We start from the raw sequence: 14,132 nt of genomic DNA, 5'->3' as shown, positions 1-14,132 counted from the left end.
GGCAGGGTCCTCGACTTACAACGGCTTGACGGTGAACAGGCCGTCGTCATGGCCCTCTTCGGAGCCACCGTAGACCTGCTGCGCAACGGTGCGGATCTTGCTACCGCGGGCTTCGAGGATCTGGTCCATCGCACCAGCAAACCAGCCGGTGAACATGTAGTCGACCTTGCGCCCGACCTTGCCGTACACGTAGACGAATGCCGAGTGCTCGAGCTTGACGCTGGCCGTGCCTTTGTCGAGATCGATGTCCTGGATCTTGAACAGGCCCCAGCCACGCTGCGACAGGCGCTTCATGTAGTGCTCGAACACCGCGACGCCTTCCAGGCCGTGGCATTCAGCTTCTTTTTCACACCAGTGCCAGGCGGATTTGTAGCCGGCTTTGTAGAGGATCTCGGCGTAGGCGTCGGCGCCCAGGACTTCTTCGATACCCATATGGTTATTGACGAAGAAATGGCGTGGCACGTAGAGCATCGGCAGGGCGTCGGAGGTCCAGACACCGGTTTCGCTGTCGACTTCGATAGGCAATTGAGGGGCGATCTTGGCCATGGAAACTTAACTCCGGAAAATTCTTTGGTAAGCCCCCGACGCGAAAGGTCGAGGGAAAAGATGCGTGAGAGGTGGCTTATTCGCCCCAAACGTCCTTCAAGACGTTGACCCAGTTCTCGCCCATGATCTTGCGCACCACACGCTCGGGATGGCCGCGCTTGAGCAGGGTCTCGGTGAGGTTGGGAAACTCGCCCACGGTGCGGATGCCCAGCGGGTTGATGATCTTGCCGAAGCTGGTCAGGCGGCGGGCGTAGCCTTTGTCGTGGGTCAGCATTTCGAAGAAATCCTGGCCATGGCCCTGGGTGAAGTCGGTGCCGATGCCGATGGCGTCTTCGCCCACGATGTTCATGGTGTATTCGATGGCTTCGGCGTAGTCGTCGATGGTCGAATCGATGCCCTTGGCGAGGAACGGCGCAAACATGGTCACGCCGACAAAGCCGCCGTGATCGGCGATGAACTTCAGCTCTTCATCGGATTTGTTGCGCGGGTGCTCTTTCAGGCCCGACGGCAGGCAGTGGGAGTAGCACACCGGCTTTTTCGATTCGAGGATGACTTCTTCAGAGGTTTTGGAGCCGACGTGGGACAGGTCGCACATGATGCCGACGCGGTTCATCTCGGCGACGATCTCGCGACCGAAGCCCGACAGGCCGCCGTCACGCTCATAGCAGCCGGTGCCCACCAGGTTCTGGGTGTTGTAGCACATCTGCACCACGCCAACGCCGAGCTGCTTGAAGATCTCGACGTAGCCGAGCTGGTCTTCAAATGCGTGGGCGTTCTGGAAGCCGAAGATGATGCCGGTCTTGCCCTGCTCCTTGGCACGACGGATATCGGCGGTGGTTTTCACCGGGATCACCAGGTCGCTGTTTTCGCGAATCAGGGTCTGGCTGGCCACGATGTTGTTAATGGTGGCCTGGAACCCTTCCCAGACCGACACCGTGCAGTTGGCAGCAGTGAGGCCACCCTTGCGCATGTCTTCGAACAGGTCGCGGTTCCACTTGGCAATGATCAGCCCGTCGATAACGATGCTGTCGGCGTGCAATTCGGCTGGGCTCATCAGGCGTCCCCTTATTGGCGATTCATGCGCCGAATCGTCTGCCGGCGCTTTGGGGCCAGCATATGCCCCGGGGCAGAAGGAGCCGGGTGCAAAAACGACAAGGGAATTGCCGAAAGCGTCAATCCGCGACAAAGGCCAACATGACATCTCTGACGGGTGTCTGTTCTTTGTCTTACGCTTGAGCCAGAATTTGCTCATCAACTGATATGAGACGGCGCAATGAAATCGATTTTCCTGGCTTTGGCACTCATCGCAACCGGCGTACACGCAGCTGAAGACACCGATAGCACGCCTTGCGATGGCATCGAGAACGACAAGCAAACCCTGGAATGCGCCACCTACAACAAAACCACCGCCGAGCAACTGCTCAAGGATAACTACCAAGGGCTGCTGGAACGCATGGGTTCGACCTATGGCAGCAACAAGACGCAGCTGGCAGACATTACCGCTCGTCTGAAGGATGCCCAGCAGAAGTGGGAAAAGTTACGGGATGCGGATTGCGCCGTGGATACCTTCCCGGCAGTGGCGGGAAGCAAGGAATATGCGATCCAGCAGAATGATTGTTTGGCGCGGATGAGTGATGAACGGTCGGAGTTTTTGGAGTCGATTGGGCAGGAGTAATCCGTAGGCAATTCCACGAAACCCGTGATTGTTGACTTGCCAGTCAACCGAATCGTTCGCCATGATCGCCGTCCATTTCTCTTGTGCGGCGCCCCATGAACCCACGCATCTACCTCCTCGCCCTCGCCGCCTTCGTCGCCGGTATCGACGAAAACCTGATAGGCGGGATTCTGCCGCTGTTGTCCCGCGAACTGGGCGTCACCCTGAGCGCAGCCGGGCAGCTGACGGCGGTGTTTTCCCTGACTTTTGCGCTGTGTGCCGCACCGTTGCTGTCGCTGACTTCGCGTATGGAGCGACGCACCCTCCTGATCGCAGCTTTGCTGACCTTTGCAGTGGGCAACCTGGGCTCCGGGCTGGCGGTGAATTACTGGATGCTGCTGGTCTGTCGCATCATCAGCGCGGCCAGTTGTGCGTTGGTGGTGGTGCTGGCATCGACACTGTCGGCGTCGCTGGTGGACACACGCTTGCGTGGGCGGGCGATCGGCATTGTGTTCATGGGCATCAGCGGTTCGCTGGTGCTGGGGATTCCGCTGGGGATCGCCGTTAGCGAGTCGCTGAGCTGGCGTGCGCCGTTCCTGTTGCTGGCCCTCCTGGCGTTGGTGATTGCCGCACTGTTGCGCCTGAGCCTGCCGACGTTCGCCAGCCGCCCGCCCACCTCAATGCGCGAGTACTGTCGGCAACTGGCGATTCCCAAGCTGCTTTTGGCGCAACTGGTGTCGGTATTGCTGCTGACCGGGCATTTCGTGCTGTTCGCTTACCTCGCGCCTTATGTGCAACAGACCATGGGCATCCATGGCGTGTCCTTGAGCTATCTCTATGTCTTCTTCGGCATTGCCGCCATCAGCGGTGGTTATTGCGGCGGCTGGCTGTCGGACCGATTGGGGTTCAAACGCGCGCTGGTGCTGATCCCGTCGCTGTTCAGCCTGGTCATGGCGTTGCTGCCATGGGCCACCGGTTCGCTGGCGAGTTTCCTGGCGCTGTACGCGTTGTGGATGGCGTTGAGCTGGACCATCTCGCCAGTGGTGCAGAACTACCTGCTGCATACCGCACCCGAATCCGGTGAAGCCAATGTGGGGATCAATACCTCGGCGATGCACCTGGGCGTGGCTTTGGGCGCCGCACTGGGTGGCGTGGTAATCGCCAAGGGCAGCCTGGAAATCACGCCGCTGGTGGGCGCATTGGTGACGGCATTGGCCCTGGCAGCAGCGTGCTTGAGCCTGATGGCCGGAGCGCGCCAATCGCGTCGGGCCTGATACCATTCGCGCCTTCTCCACTTTTCCAAGGCGACCCCATGACTATCTGCGGCATCGAAATCAAAGGCAGTGAAGCCATTATTGCTGTCGCCTCGCTGGACGGTCAGGCATTGAGCCATGTAGCCCTGGCCACCAAGAAAATCGCCCTTGAAGACGATGATGAGGCGGCCAACGTCAAAGCCTTCGCCGCCCAGGTGAGTGCGTTTGTCCGGGAAAATGCAATCACGCGGATCGCGATCAAGAAACGCAGCAAGAAAGGCGAATTCGCCGGTGGCCCGACCACGTTCAAGATTGAAGGGGTGTTTCAGCTGCTGGAGGGTGTTGAGGTGACGCTGCTGTCGCCGCAGACCATCAATGCGCAGAACAAGAAACACGACTTTGAACTGCCGGCGACGCTGAACAAGTATCAGCATGAGGCGTTCAAAGCCGCGTGTTCAGCCCTGCTGAAGAAATAAGCTACATCGCACATCCCCTGTGGGAGCGGGCTTGCTCGCGAATGCGGTGTGTCAGTCAATACATGTACCGACTGATCCACCGCATTCGCGAGCAAGCCCGCTCCCACATTTGATCTGTGTCGTTTTCGAGAGCGGTAATCACACCGCCTCCCGTCGCCGATCCTCCCTTGGGCACTTGGCGAACCTCGCCCGGTAACTGCGGGTGAAATACGACGGCGACTCAAACCCGCAGGCGATGCTCACTTCCAGCACGCTCATGTCGGTCTGGCGCAATAACTGCCGAGCCTTCTCCAGGCGCAAGCCCAGGTAGAAATTGCTCGGCGTGTCGTTCAGGTGCAGCCGGAACAAGCGCTCCAACTGCCGTCGCGTCACTTTGATCGCTTCCGCCAGCGCCAAGGTGCTCAGCGGCGGCTCGGTGTGCTGTTCCATCTCACCAATCACCTGCACCAACTTCTTGTTGTTGATGCCGTAGCGCGTGGCGATCTGCATGCGTTGGTGGTCTTTGCGCGGGCGGATGCGGCCGAGCACGAACTGCTCGGACACCTGAATCGCCAACTCGGGCCCGTGGGCCTGGCTGATCAGGTCGAGCATCAGGTCGATGGAGGCGGTGCCACCCGCCGAGGTGATGCGCCGGCGGTCGATCTCGAACAGCTCCTGGGTCACCGTCAGCTGTGGATAAGACTCCTTGAAGGCGTCGATGGCTTCCCAGTGCAGGGTCAGCCGATGGCCGTCGAGCAGGCCGGCTTCAGCGAGCACAAAGCTGCCGGTGTCGATGGCACCGAGGGTCACGCCGTCGTGTTCGAGACGGCGCAGCCAATGCTCAAGTGCCGGGGTGGCGAACTTCAGCGGTTCAAAGCCGGCCACCACCAATAAGGTCGCGCCCTTTTTCAGCGGCTCCAGTGCGGCGTCGGCGTTGACCGACATGCCATTGCTCGCCAACACCGCGCCGCCGTCGGCACTCAATACGTGCCAGCGGTACAGCTCGCCTCGGAATCGGTTGGCAACCCGCAGCGGTTCGATCGCGGAGATAAAGCCGATGGCGGAGAAGCCCGGCATCAGCAGAAAGTAGAAATCCTGGGACATGGAGCGCTCTCGTAGGACGGACAGCGTGGTCACTGTGATACGCCAGTTCATTCGGTCATTCAAGGGGGCAGGTCGCTGCAGTGCAAGAGCTGGTCGCCGCCGTGCGTTTTGTCGCACTGCAAGCTGCGTAACTTGGCTGCACGGCGCACAAAGACGCCGGAACCCACAATAACAACCTGCCGAGGGAACCACCATGAACCGACTGATCAGCCGCTGCGTGCTCGCACTCAGCGCCAGCGCCATTTTGAGCACCAACGTCATGGCAGCCGATGCGGCTTCTTGCCAGAACGTGCGCATGGGCGTGGTGAACTGGACCGATGTAATCGCCACCAGCGCCATGACTCAAGTGTTGCTCGACGGCCTCGGCTACAAGACCAAACAGACCAGCGCGTCCCAGCAAATCATCTTTGCCGGGATCCGCGACCAGCGCCTGGACATGTTCCTGGGCTACTGGAACCCGTTGATGACCCAGACCATTACTCCGTTTGTCGATGCCAAGCAGGTCAAGGTGCTCGACAAGCCGTCGCTGGAAGATGCCCGCGCTACGTTGGCAGTGCCGACTTACCTGGCTGATAAAGGCCTGAAAACCTTCGCCGACATCGCCAAGTTTGAAAAAGAACTGGGCGGCAAGATCTACGGCATTGAACCGGGCTCGGGCGCCAACACCCAGATCAAGGCGATGATTGCCAAGAATCAGTTCGGCCTCGGCAAGTTCCAACTGGTGGAATCCAGCGAGGCCGGCATGCTCGCCGCCGTCGACCGCGCCGTGCGCCGCAAGGAAGCCGTGGTGTTCTTCGGCTGGGCGCCGCACCCGATGAACGTCAACGTGGCGATGACGTACCTCACCGGCAGCGATGACGCGCTGGGCCCGAACGAAGGCATGGCCACCGTGTGGTCCGTCACGTCGCCAACCTACGCCGAGCAATGCCCCAACGTGCACAAGTTGCTCAGCAACCTGACCTTCACCGCCGCCGACGAGAGCCGAATGATGCAGCCGCTGCTGGATCACAAGGACGCTTTCGAATCGGCCAAGCAATGGCTCAAGGACCACCCGCAAGACCAGCAGCGCTGGCTGGAAGGCGTGACTACCTTCGACGGCAAACCCGCCGCGGCCAACCTGCAATTGACCAGCAAATAACCGCTATTGAATCACCGCTTCGCAGCCGCTCCTGGCTGCGAACGGTATGACTACGCCTGAAAATCACGCCTGTAAGGAACCTGCCCCATGAACCACGACGTCATCATCACCTGCGCACTCACCGGTGCTGGCGACACGACCGCCAGAAGCCCTCACGTGCCGGTCACTCCCAAACAAATCGCCGCCGCGGCGGTGGAAGCTGCCAAGGCCGGTGCCACCGTGGTGCATTGCCACGTACGTGACCCGGAAACCGGCAAGTTCAGCCGCGACGTCGCGCTGTACCGCGAAGTGATGGAGCGCATCCGCGAGGCGGACGTCGACATCATCGTCAACCTCACCGCCGGCATGGGTGGCGACCTGGAAATCGGTGGCGGCGAGAACCCCATGGAGTTCGGCCCCAACACCGACCTGGTGGGCCCGCTGACCCGCCTGGCCCACGTGGAAGAGTTGCTGCCGGAAATCTGCACCCTCGATTGCGGCACCCTGAACTTCGGCGATGGCGACACCATTTACGTCTCCACCCCGGCGCAACTTCGAGCGGGCGCCAAACGTATTCAAGAGCTGGGCGTAAAAGCCGAGCTGGAAATTTTCGACACCGGTCACCTGTGGTTCGCCAAGCAGATGATCAAGGAAGGCTTGCTCGACAACCCGCTGTTCCAGCTGTGCCTGGGCATCCCGTGGGGCGCCCCGGCCGACACCACCACCATGAAAGCCATGGTCGACAACCTGCCGGCAGACGCTGTGTGGGCCGGCTTCGGCATTGGTCGCATGCAGATGCCGATGGCGGCACAAGCGGTACTGCTGGGCGGCAACGTGCGGGTCGGCCTGGAAGACAACCTGTGGCTGGACAAGGGCGTGCTGGCGACCAACGGCCAGTTGGTGGAACGCGCCAGCGAAATCCTCAGCCGCTTGGGTGCGCGGGTCATGACCCCTGCCGAGGGCCGCGTGAAGATGGGCCTGACCAAGCGCGGCTAAGGCGCACCACACGACTCCCAGCAGGAACCGAATCAAATGTGGGAGCGGGCTTGCTCGCGAATGCGGTGAATCAGTCACCGAATGCATCAACTGACACACCGCTTTCGCGAGCAAGCCCGCTCCCACATTTTGATCTTGGCTCTCACACAGAATCACCGAACTCTTTAGGAATTTGCCATGAGCTTTATCACTGAAATCAAAACCTTCGCCGCGCTGGGCAGCGGTGTTATCGGCAGCGGCTGGGTATCCCGGGCCCTGGCCCATGGCCTGGACGTGGTGGCCTGGGACCCGGCGCCTGGTGCCGAAGCGGCCCTGCGCAAACGTGTCGCGAATGCTTGGGGCGCACTGGAGAAACAAGGCCTTGCCCCGGGTGCCTCGCAAGACCGCCTGCGCTTTGTCGCCACGATTGAAGAGTGCGTGAAAGACGCCGACTTCATCCAGGAAAGCGCCCCGGAACGCCTTGAGTTGAAGCTGGAACTGCACAGCAAGATCAGCGCCGCGGCCAAGCCAAACGCATTGATTGGTTCGAGTACTTCGGGCCTGTTGCCGAGTGAATTTTACGAAGGCTCCACGCACCCGGAACGTTGCGTGGTAGGCCATCCGTTCAACCCGGTTTACCTGTTGCCGCTGGTGGAAGTGGTGGGCGGCAAAAACACTGCGCCAGAAGCCATTCAGGCAGCGATCAAGGTGTATGAATCCCTCGGCATGCGCCCATTGCATGTGCGTAAGGAAGTGCCCGGGTTTATCGCTGACCGACTGCTGGAAGCCTTGTGGCGTGAGGCGTTGCACCTGGTCAACGATGGTGTGGCAACCACCGGCGAAATTGACGACGCGATTCGGTTTGGCGCTGGTTTGCGCTGGTCATTCATGGGCACGTTCCTGACCTATACCCTGGCCGGCGGTGATGCCGGGATGCGGCACTTCATGGCGCAGTTCGGCCCGGCGTTGCAGTTGCCGTGGACCTACTTGCCGGCCCCGGAACTGACCGACAAGTTGATTGACGATGTGGTGGATGGCACCAGCGACCAACTGGGCAAACACAGTATCTCGGCGCTGGAGCGCTATCGTGATGATTGCCTGCTGGCGGTGCTGGAAGCGGTGAAGACGACCAAGGAAAAACACGGTATGACCTTCGCCGAATAGACGATGAACATCCAATGTGGGAGCGGCGGTGCGACGATTCGACTTGCTCGCGAAAGCGGTGTATCAGTCGATGCAATCACCGCCTGGCACACCGCCTTCGCGAGCAAGTCGAATCGTCGCACCGCCGCTCCCACATTTTGACTGCGTACATCTTGGAATTTAAGTCATGCCCGCATTGACCACCTACACCACCAAAATTCTCCCCGACTGGGTCGACTACAACGGCCACCTGCGCGATGCGTTCTACCTGCTGATCTTCAGCTACGCCACCGATGCGCTGATGGACACCCTGGGCCTGGACAGCGAAAACCGCGAAGCCAGCGGCAACTCGCTGTTCACCCTGGAGTTGCACCTCAACTACCTGCACGAAGTGAAGCTGGGCGCCGCCGTCGAAGTGCACACCCAACTCATCGCCCACGACCGCAAGCGCCTGCATCTCTATCACAGCCTGCATCTGGTGGGCGACGAAAAGGAGCTGGCCGGCAACGAGCAAATGTTGCTCCACGTCGACCTCGCCGGCCCGCATTCGGCGCCGTTCAGCGAGGCGGTGCTGGGCAAGCTTGCAAGCATCAGTGCCGAACAAACCGACCTGCCGAAGCCCGCCCTGCTCGGCCGCGTGATTGGACTGCCACCCCAAAAATAAGGAATCGCCATGCAAACCGCCGCCGCTGTTGCCGACTTCCGTACTTACCCGCTGATCAGCGACCTGGCCGAGGTGCAGGTGCGCAGTGATCACTTGCGCGTGCAATGGGCCGATGGACGGGTTAGCCCGTTCCATCACCAGTGGCTGCGAGACAACTGCCCGTGCCCGACCTGCGTCTACAGCGTGACCCGTGAACAGGTGCTGGAAATCGTCGATGTGGACGAAAACCTTACAGCTGTCAGCGCGCGTATCCACCAGGGTTTGCTGACGGTTGAATGGAGTGGCGGGCATCACAGCCAGTACGATCCCGGTTGGCTGCGAGCGCATGCCTACGACGATGAGTCCCGCGCTGAACGTCGGGCGGCCAAACCGAAATCCAAACTGTGGGACCGTACTTTCGAGCTGCCCGTGTTTGACTACGCAGCACTGATGGAAGACCCGAAATCCCTGCTGCAATGGTTGCTGGCCGTGCGTGACAGCGGCCTCACGCAAGTGCGCGGCGTGCCCACCGAACCCGGCTCCCTGACACTGATCGCCAAGCGCATTTCGTTCATTCGCGAGAGTAATTTTGGCGTGTTGTTCAACGTGCAATCCAAGGCCGATGCCGACAGCAACGCCTACACCGCATTCAACCTGCCGCTGCACAGCGATTTGCCCACCCGGGAGCTGCAACCGGGACTGCAATTTTTGCATTGCCTGGTGAACGACGCCGACGGTGGCGAGAGTATTTTCGTTGATGGTTTCGCCATAGCCCGGGCGTTGCGCGATGAAGACTCCGAAGCCTTTCGCGCGCTGTGCGAAATCCCTGTGGAGTTTCGCAACAAGGACCGTCACAGCGACTATCGCCGGCTGGCACCGATCATTGCGCTGGATGCCCTGGGTGAAGTCGCCGAGATTCGCATGGCCAACTTTCTGCGCGGGCCGTTTGAGGCGCCGGCAGAGCAGATGCCCTTGCTGTATCGCGCCTATCGCCGGTTTATTGCAATGACCCGGGAGGAGCGTTTTCGGCTGGTCAAACGGCTGAATCCGGGCGAGCTGTGGTGCTTCGATAACCGCCGCACCCTGCATGCGCGCAATGCCTTTGACCCGGCGTCCGGCGCGCGGCATTTTCAGGGCTGCTATATCGATCGAGATGAGCTGCTGTCCAGGATATTGGTGTTGCAGAGGTAGACCGAGGCGCGCCCTTCGCGAGCAAGCCCGCTCCCACATTTGACCGAGTTCCTCCTGAAAAAACGCGGTCAAATGTGGGAGCGGGCTTGCTCGCGAAGGGGCCCGCACAACCACTACAAATTCAGCCAAAAAAAAGCCCCGATCAAGCCGTGACAGGATCGGGGCAGAGTGCTTTGTGTGAGCTGCGCATCCCGAGGGTGACCAAACCTTCAAGCTGCTTGCTGGGTTCCAGTGTGCACACTCCCCTTCTTGCCAAGTTAGCCGAAAACGACCTGTTCATAGGTGTGCCGGACATTCGTACATTCAGGCCTTGCCGACTCGGTGATGGCCTACCAGAATCGACCTCAGTCCCCCGCTCCCCTAACAAGGATAAACGTCATGATGCACGCGGATTTGATTGACCAGGATGACCTGCTGGGCCAGCTGCGGTCGTTGGGTTTCGAAGTGTCCAGCGGCGCTACCGCCGAGCAGGCTTGTGAGTGTGCGGTGCGCGGTTTGAGTGAAGCGCGGGCCAAGGCGCTGAAGAACATGGTTGAGCAGATGTACACCGGCAGCGCGACGATCTTACCGGCGGTGAGGCAGGCGATCGATAAGCAGTTGTTGCCGGCTTTGGTGCAATTTCGGCAGAACTCTGGCGCCTGATATACCGCATTCGCGAGCAAGCCCGCTCCCACATTCGACCGCGTTCCTACTGAAAAAACGCGGTCAAGTGTGGGAGCGGGCTTGCTCGCGAATGCAGGCGACTCGGTCTAAAGCCTTACACTGGCGAAAGTCGACTCATTCCTGGCCTGGCTCAACGCCGACAACGGCCCGGACAACGGTGACAACACCAGCGCCTGCGGAATCGGCATCATCGCCACTTGCTGCGTGGTATTGGACCCCACGCGCTCATCCCGCGGCGGAATGCCGAAGTATTCGCGGTAGCACTTGGAGAAGTGCGGCGTGGAGACAAAACCGCACACCGACGCCACTTCGATGATCGACATCGGCGTTTGCTTGAGCAATTGCCGCGCACGGATCAAGCGCAACTTGAGGTAATAGCGCGATGGCGAACAGTGCAGGTATTTCTGGAACAGCCGCTCCAGCTGACGCCGGGAAACCGCGACGTACACCGCCAGTTCGTCGAGGTCGATCGGCTCTTCCAGGTTGGCTTCCATCAGCGCGACGATTTCCTGCAGTTTCGGCTGGTTGGTGCCCAGCATGTGCTTGAGTGGCACACGCTGGTGATCCTGTTCGTTGCGGATGCGCTCGTACACAAACATCTCGGAGATCGCCGCCGACAATTCACGGCCGTGGTCGCGGCTGATCAGGTGCAGCATCATGTCCAGCGGCGCAGTGCCGCCGGAGCTGGTGAAGCGGTTGCGGTCGAGGGTGAACAAGCGTGTGCTCATGGCCACGCGAGGGAAAGCTTCCTGCATCGACGCCAGGCATTCCCAGTGCACGCTGCAATCAAAACCGTCCAGCAGGCCGGCGCAGGCCAGGGCCCAGCTGCCAGTGCACACGGCGCCAAGGCGACGGGACTGGCGCGCCTGGCTTTGCAGCCACGACACGTGCTCACGGGTCACGGTGCGCTGGATTCCCACGCCGCCGCAGACGATCACGGTGTCCAGGGCCGGGGCTTTGTGCATGGAGGCATCGGGAGTGATTTGCAGACCGTCGCTGGCCCACACCTGGTTTCCGTCCACACTCAACGTCGTCCAGCGATACAGCTCGCGGCCGGAGAGTTGGTTGGCCATGCGCAGGGGTTCGACTGCGGAGGCCAGGGAAATCAGCGTGAAATTGTCCAGCAGCAAAAAGCCGATGGATTGAGGCGCACGGTTCTGGGGTTGAGCCCCTGAGTTGAACGACGTCATCGCGGTATCTCCTCACACAAAGCGGGTGATGGCCTCAGGCGAGGCTCTTGTTATTGCGCTCATCACCTTAAGGAAACTCCTGTGGCGAGAGGCTTTGTATTGATAGAGCAAATGCCATGCCTAAAGTTGAATGCGCATTCAATAACTCCTGAAAACGACCTCATGACGTGTCTATATAAGCCCGCGCATGGAGTGGGGGATATGACCCGAAAACGACCTGAGAGGACGCAGGCTCAAGGTGTGTGAGCAGATCGGTAGCACTTGTGGGAAGGGAGAGAAACGACGTGGGAAAAGTCTGTCACCACAAGCACGGGTGACAGAGGGTCGTGGTAGGAAATCGTTCGGGAGCTACTTATCTAATTGCGACGCGCTAAAAGGTGGCGTGACGAGTTGGTGATGCTCAATGTAGGAGCGAGCTTGCTCGCGAAAAACCTGAGAGCGCCGCGCTGACTCAGGATGAGCGCGTTATCGTTCACGACCTTCGCGAGCAAGCTCGCTCCTACAGGGGGGGCTTACTTCAACACTCCACCGCACTCACCGCCAACCCGCCCCGCGATGTTTCCTTGTACTTGTCATGCATATCCGCCCCGGTATCCCGCATGGTGCGGATCACCCGATCCAGCGAGATAAAGTGCTGGCCATCCCCCCGCAGCGCCATCTGCGCGGCGTTGATCGCCTTCACCGCAGCAATCGCATTACGCTCGATACACGGCACCTGCACCAGGCCGCCTACCGGGTCGCAGGTCAGGCCGAGGTTGTGTTCCAGGCCGATTTCCGCCGCGTTGCACAACTGCTCCGGCGTAGCACCGAGGATCTCCGCCAACCCCGCCGCCGCCATGGCGCACGCCGAACCGACCTCACCCTGGCAACCGACTTCGGCACCCGAAATCGACGCGTTCTTTTTACACAGGATGCCCACCGCCGCCGCCGCGAGGAAATAGTCGACGACGTTGGCCTCGGTCACTTCTTCGCTGAACTTCATAAAGTAATGCAACACCGCCGGGATGATCCCCGCCGCGCCGTTGGTCGGTGCCGTGACCATGCGCCCGCCGGCGGCGTTTTCTTCATTCACCGCCAGGGCGAACAGGTTGACCCATTCCATCGCGCTCAGGGTCGAGCCGATCACATTCGGCTTGCCCAGCTCCTGCAAGCTGCGGTGCAACTTGGCCGCGCGGCGCCGTACATTGAGGCCGCCGGGAAGAATGCCTTCGTGCTTGAGGCCTTGCTCCACGCAATCCTGCATGGCGCGCCAAAGTTTCATCAGGCCGCTGCGGATCTCGTCTTCCGAGCGCCAGGTTTTTTCATTCGCCAGCATCAGTTCAGCGACCCGCAGGTTGTGGGTCTTGCACAACTGCAGCAGCTCCACTGCACTGGAAAAATCATAGGGCAATTCGGTGCGGTCCATGTCCGCCACGCCGCTGTTGGCCTGGGCTTCATCCACCACAAACCCGCCGCCTACGGAGTAGTAGGTGTCGCGGTGCAACTCACCGTTATCACCGAACACCACCAGGGTCATGGCATTGGGATGGAACGGCAGGTTTTCGTCGATCAGGCGCATGTCCCGCGCCCATAAGAAAGGCACCGACAAATGTCCGTCCAGCAGCAGTGTGTTGGTCTCGCGCAGGGTTTCGATGCGGATGCCAATCTGCGACGGATCGATCGCGTCGGGCCACTCGCCCATCAGGCCCATGATCACGGCGTTATCGCTGCCGTGGCCGATGCCGGTGGCCGATAAGGAGCCAAACAGCTGAACTTCGACGCGCGTTACTTGTTCCAACACATCACGTTCACGCAATCCTTGAACGAACAACGCCGCGGCGCGCATGGGGCCGACGGTGTGAGAACTCGAAGGCCCAATGCCGATCTTGAACAGGTCGAAAACGCTGATAGCCATTGACGTGAAACTCCTCGATGAGCACAGGCCAGGCGTAGAAAAGCACCTGGTGACGGAGCTGCTACGCTCATGTCGCAATCCGCCGAGATGCGGCCATCATCAAGCTTTTGTTGGCGCTCACGGCGTCTCACACCGACGTACCCATGCTCATCAGCGCCGCTGTTGTGGAAGGCGACGTTTTGGCCGTTTTTTGCGGTTCAGATCGGTAAAAAGTGCAGTTTTGCCGTTGAAAAAATCTGTAAGCGACGTCACCGACACTGGATACGACCATCCCTGTACTGGATACGACGCCCCCTGTAGGCGT

At 60.2% G+C, this 14,132-nt stretch carries 14 protein-coding genes and 1 pseudogene; 9 read left to right on the top strand and 6 right to left on the bottom strand.

Features of this window, described 5'->3' with window-relative positions; all coding sequences use genetic code 11:
• Nucleotides 1-15: 15 nt before the first annotated feature.
• Both HBJ59_RS16575 and HBJ59_RS16570 read right to left on the bottom strand, forming a co-directional pair.
• Nucleotides 16-546 (bottom strand): DUF5943 domain-containing protein, encoded by a 531-nt coding sequence (locus HBJ59_RS16575; protein ID WP_017476435.1) that lies wholly within the window; start codon nt 544-546, stop codon nt 16-18.
• Between the two features lie 76 nt (nt 547-622).
• On the bottom strand, nt 623-1,600 hold the full coding sequence (locus tag HBJ59_RS16570) for a dipeptidase (protein ID WP_005792153.1): 978 nt from the start codon (nt 1,598-1,600) through the stop codon (nt 623-625).
• Nucleotides 1,601-1,819: 219 nt separating this feature from the next.
• Between HBJ59_RS16570 and HBJ59_RS16565 the strand changes: the two genes are divergently transcribed.
• The 3 genes from HBJ59_RS16565 to HBJ59_RS16555 all read left to right on the top strand — a co-directional run bounded on the left by HBJ59_RS16565 (nt 1,820) and on the right by HBJ59_RS16555 (nt 3,929).
• Nucleotides 1,820-2,221, top strand: coding sequence for a lysozyme inhibitor LprI family protein (locus HBJ59_RS16565; protein ID WP_076017818.1), 402 nt, complete (start codon nt 1,820-1,822; stop codon nt 2,219-2,221).
• Between the two features lie 95 nt (nt 2,222-2,316).
• Complete coding sequence (locus HBJ59_RS16560) at nt 2,317-3,474, top strand: MFS transporter (RefSeq protein ID WP_167664134.1); 1,158 nt, start codon at nt 2,317-2,319, stop codon at nt 3,472-3,474.
• A gap of 38 nt (nt 3,475-3,512) precedes the next feature.
• Entirely contained in the window at nt 3,513-3,929 is a 417-nt protein-coding gene (locus HBJ59_RS16555; RefSeq protein ID WP_076017816.1) for a DUF3010 family protein, read from the top strand.
• Nucleotides 3,930-4,067: 138 nt separating this feature from the next.
• On the opposite strand, the gene HBJ59_RS16550 is transcribed toward HBJ59_RS16555, so the two are convergent.
• Complete coding sequence (locus HBJ59_RS16550) at nt 4,068-5,012, bottom strand: GlxA family transcriptional regulator (protein WP_076017923.1); 945 nt, start codon at nt 5,010-5,012, stop codon at nt 4,068-4,070.
• A gap of 193 nt (nt 5,013-5,205) precedes the next feature.
• Here HBJ59_RS16550 and HBJ59_RS16545 point away from each other — a divergent pair, with 193 nt between their 5' ends.
• The 6 genes from HBJ59_RS16545 to HBJ59_RS16520 all read left to right on the top strand — a co-directional run bounded on the left by HBJ59_RS16545 (nt 5,206) and on the right by HBJ59_RS16520 (nt 10,723).
• Nucleotides 5,206-6,150 (top strand): choline ABC transporter substrate-binding protein, encoded by a 945-nt coding sequence (locus HBJ59_RS16545; protein ID WP_076017815.1) that lies wholly within the window; start codon nt 5,206-5,208, stop codon nt 6,148-6,150.
• 87 nt (nt 6,151-6,237) lie between these two features.
• On the top strand, nt 6,238-7,125 hold the full coding sequence (locus HBJ59_RS16540; protein WP_003216924.1) for a 3-keto-5-aminohexanoate cleavage protein: 888 nt from the start codon (nt 6,238-6,240) through the stop codon (nt 7,123-7,125).
• Between the two features lie 177 nt (nt 7,126-7,302).
• Entirely contained in the window at nt 7,303-8,268 is a 966-nt protein-coding gene (locus HBJ59_RS16535) for an L-carnitine dehydrogenase (RefSeq protein WP_017476440.1), read from the top strand.
• A gap of 166 nt (nt 8,269-8,434) precedes the next feature.
• The gene (locus HBJ59_RS16530) at nt 8,435-8,911 is read left to right on the top strand and encodes a thioesterase family protein (RefSeq protein WP_167664133.1); all 477 of its coding nucleotides are present in this window, start codon (nt 8,435-8,437) and stop codon (nt 8,909-8,911) included.
• A gap of 9 nt (nt 8,912-8,920) precedes the next feature.
• The gene (locus HBJ59_RS16525; protein ID WP_167664132.1) at nt 8,921-10,081 is read left to right on the top strand and encodes a gamma-butyrobetaine dioxygenase; all 1,161 of its coding nucleotides are present in this window, start codon (nt 8,921-8,923) and stop codon (nt 10,079-10,081) included.
• Nucleotides 10,082-10,459: 378 nt separating this feature from the next.
• Nucleotides 10,460-10,723: a hypothetical protein gene (locus HBJ59_RS16520; RefSeq protein WP_017476443.1), complete on the top strand. Its 264-nt coding sequence runs from the start codon at nt 10,460-10,462 to the stop codon at nt 10,721-10,723.
• A 107-nt stretch (nt 10,724-10,830) separates the two neighbouring features.
• Here the strand turns inward: HBJ59_RS16520 and HBJ59_RS16515 are convergent, their stop codons facing one another.
• The 3 genes and pseudogenes from HBJ59_RS16515 to HBJ59_RS16510 all read right to left on the bottom strand — a co-directional run bounded on the left by HBJ59_RS16515 (nt 10,831) and on the right by HBJ59_RS16510 (nt 13,828).
• Nucleotides 10,831-11,934 carry a GlxA family transcriptional regulator gene (locus HBJ59_RS16515; RefSeq protein ID WP_003216915.1) on the bottom strand — a complete coding sequence of 368 codons (1,104 nt, stop codon included), beginning with the start codon at nt 11,932-11,934 and terminating at the stop codon, nt 10,831-10,833.
• 401 nt (nt 11,935-12,335) lie between these two features.
• Nucleotides 12,336-12,425 (bottom strand): annotated as a pseudogene (locus tag HBJ59_RS31550) (outer membrane lipoprotein carrier protein LolA); the annotation flags it as partial.
• 26 nt (nt 12,426-12,451) lie between these two features.
• Nucleotides 12,452-13,828 carry an L-serine ammonia-lyase gene (locus HBJ59_RS16510; RefSeq protein ID WP_076017810.1) on the bottom strand — a complete coding sequence of 459 codons (1,377 nt, stop codon included), beginning with the start codon at nt 13,826-13,828 and terminating at the stop codon, nt 12,452-12,454.
• Nucleotides 13,829-14,132: the final 304 nt, after the last annotated feature.

The sequence above is a fragment of the Pseudomonas sp. AN3A02 genome, assembly GCF_011765255.1.
Classification (GTDB): Bacteria; Pseudomonadota; Gammaproteobacteria; order Pseudomonadales; family Pseudomonadaceae; genus Aquipseudomonas.
The sequence above is the reverse complement of the archived record's forward strand: the minus strand, read 5'-3'. Positions and strand labels throughout refer to the sequence as shown.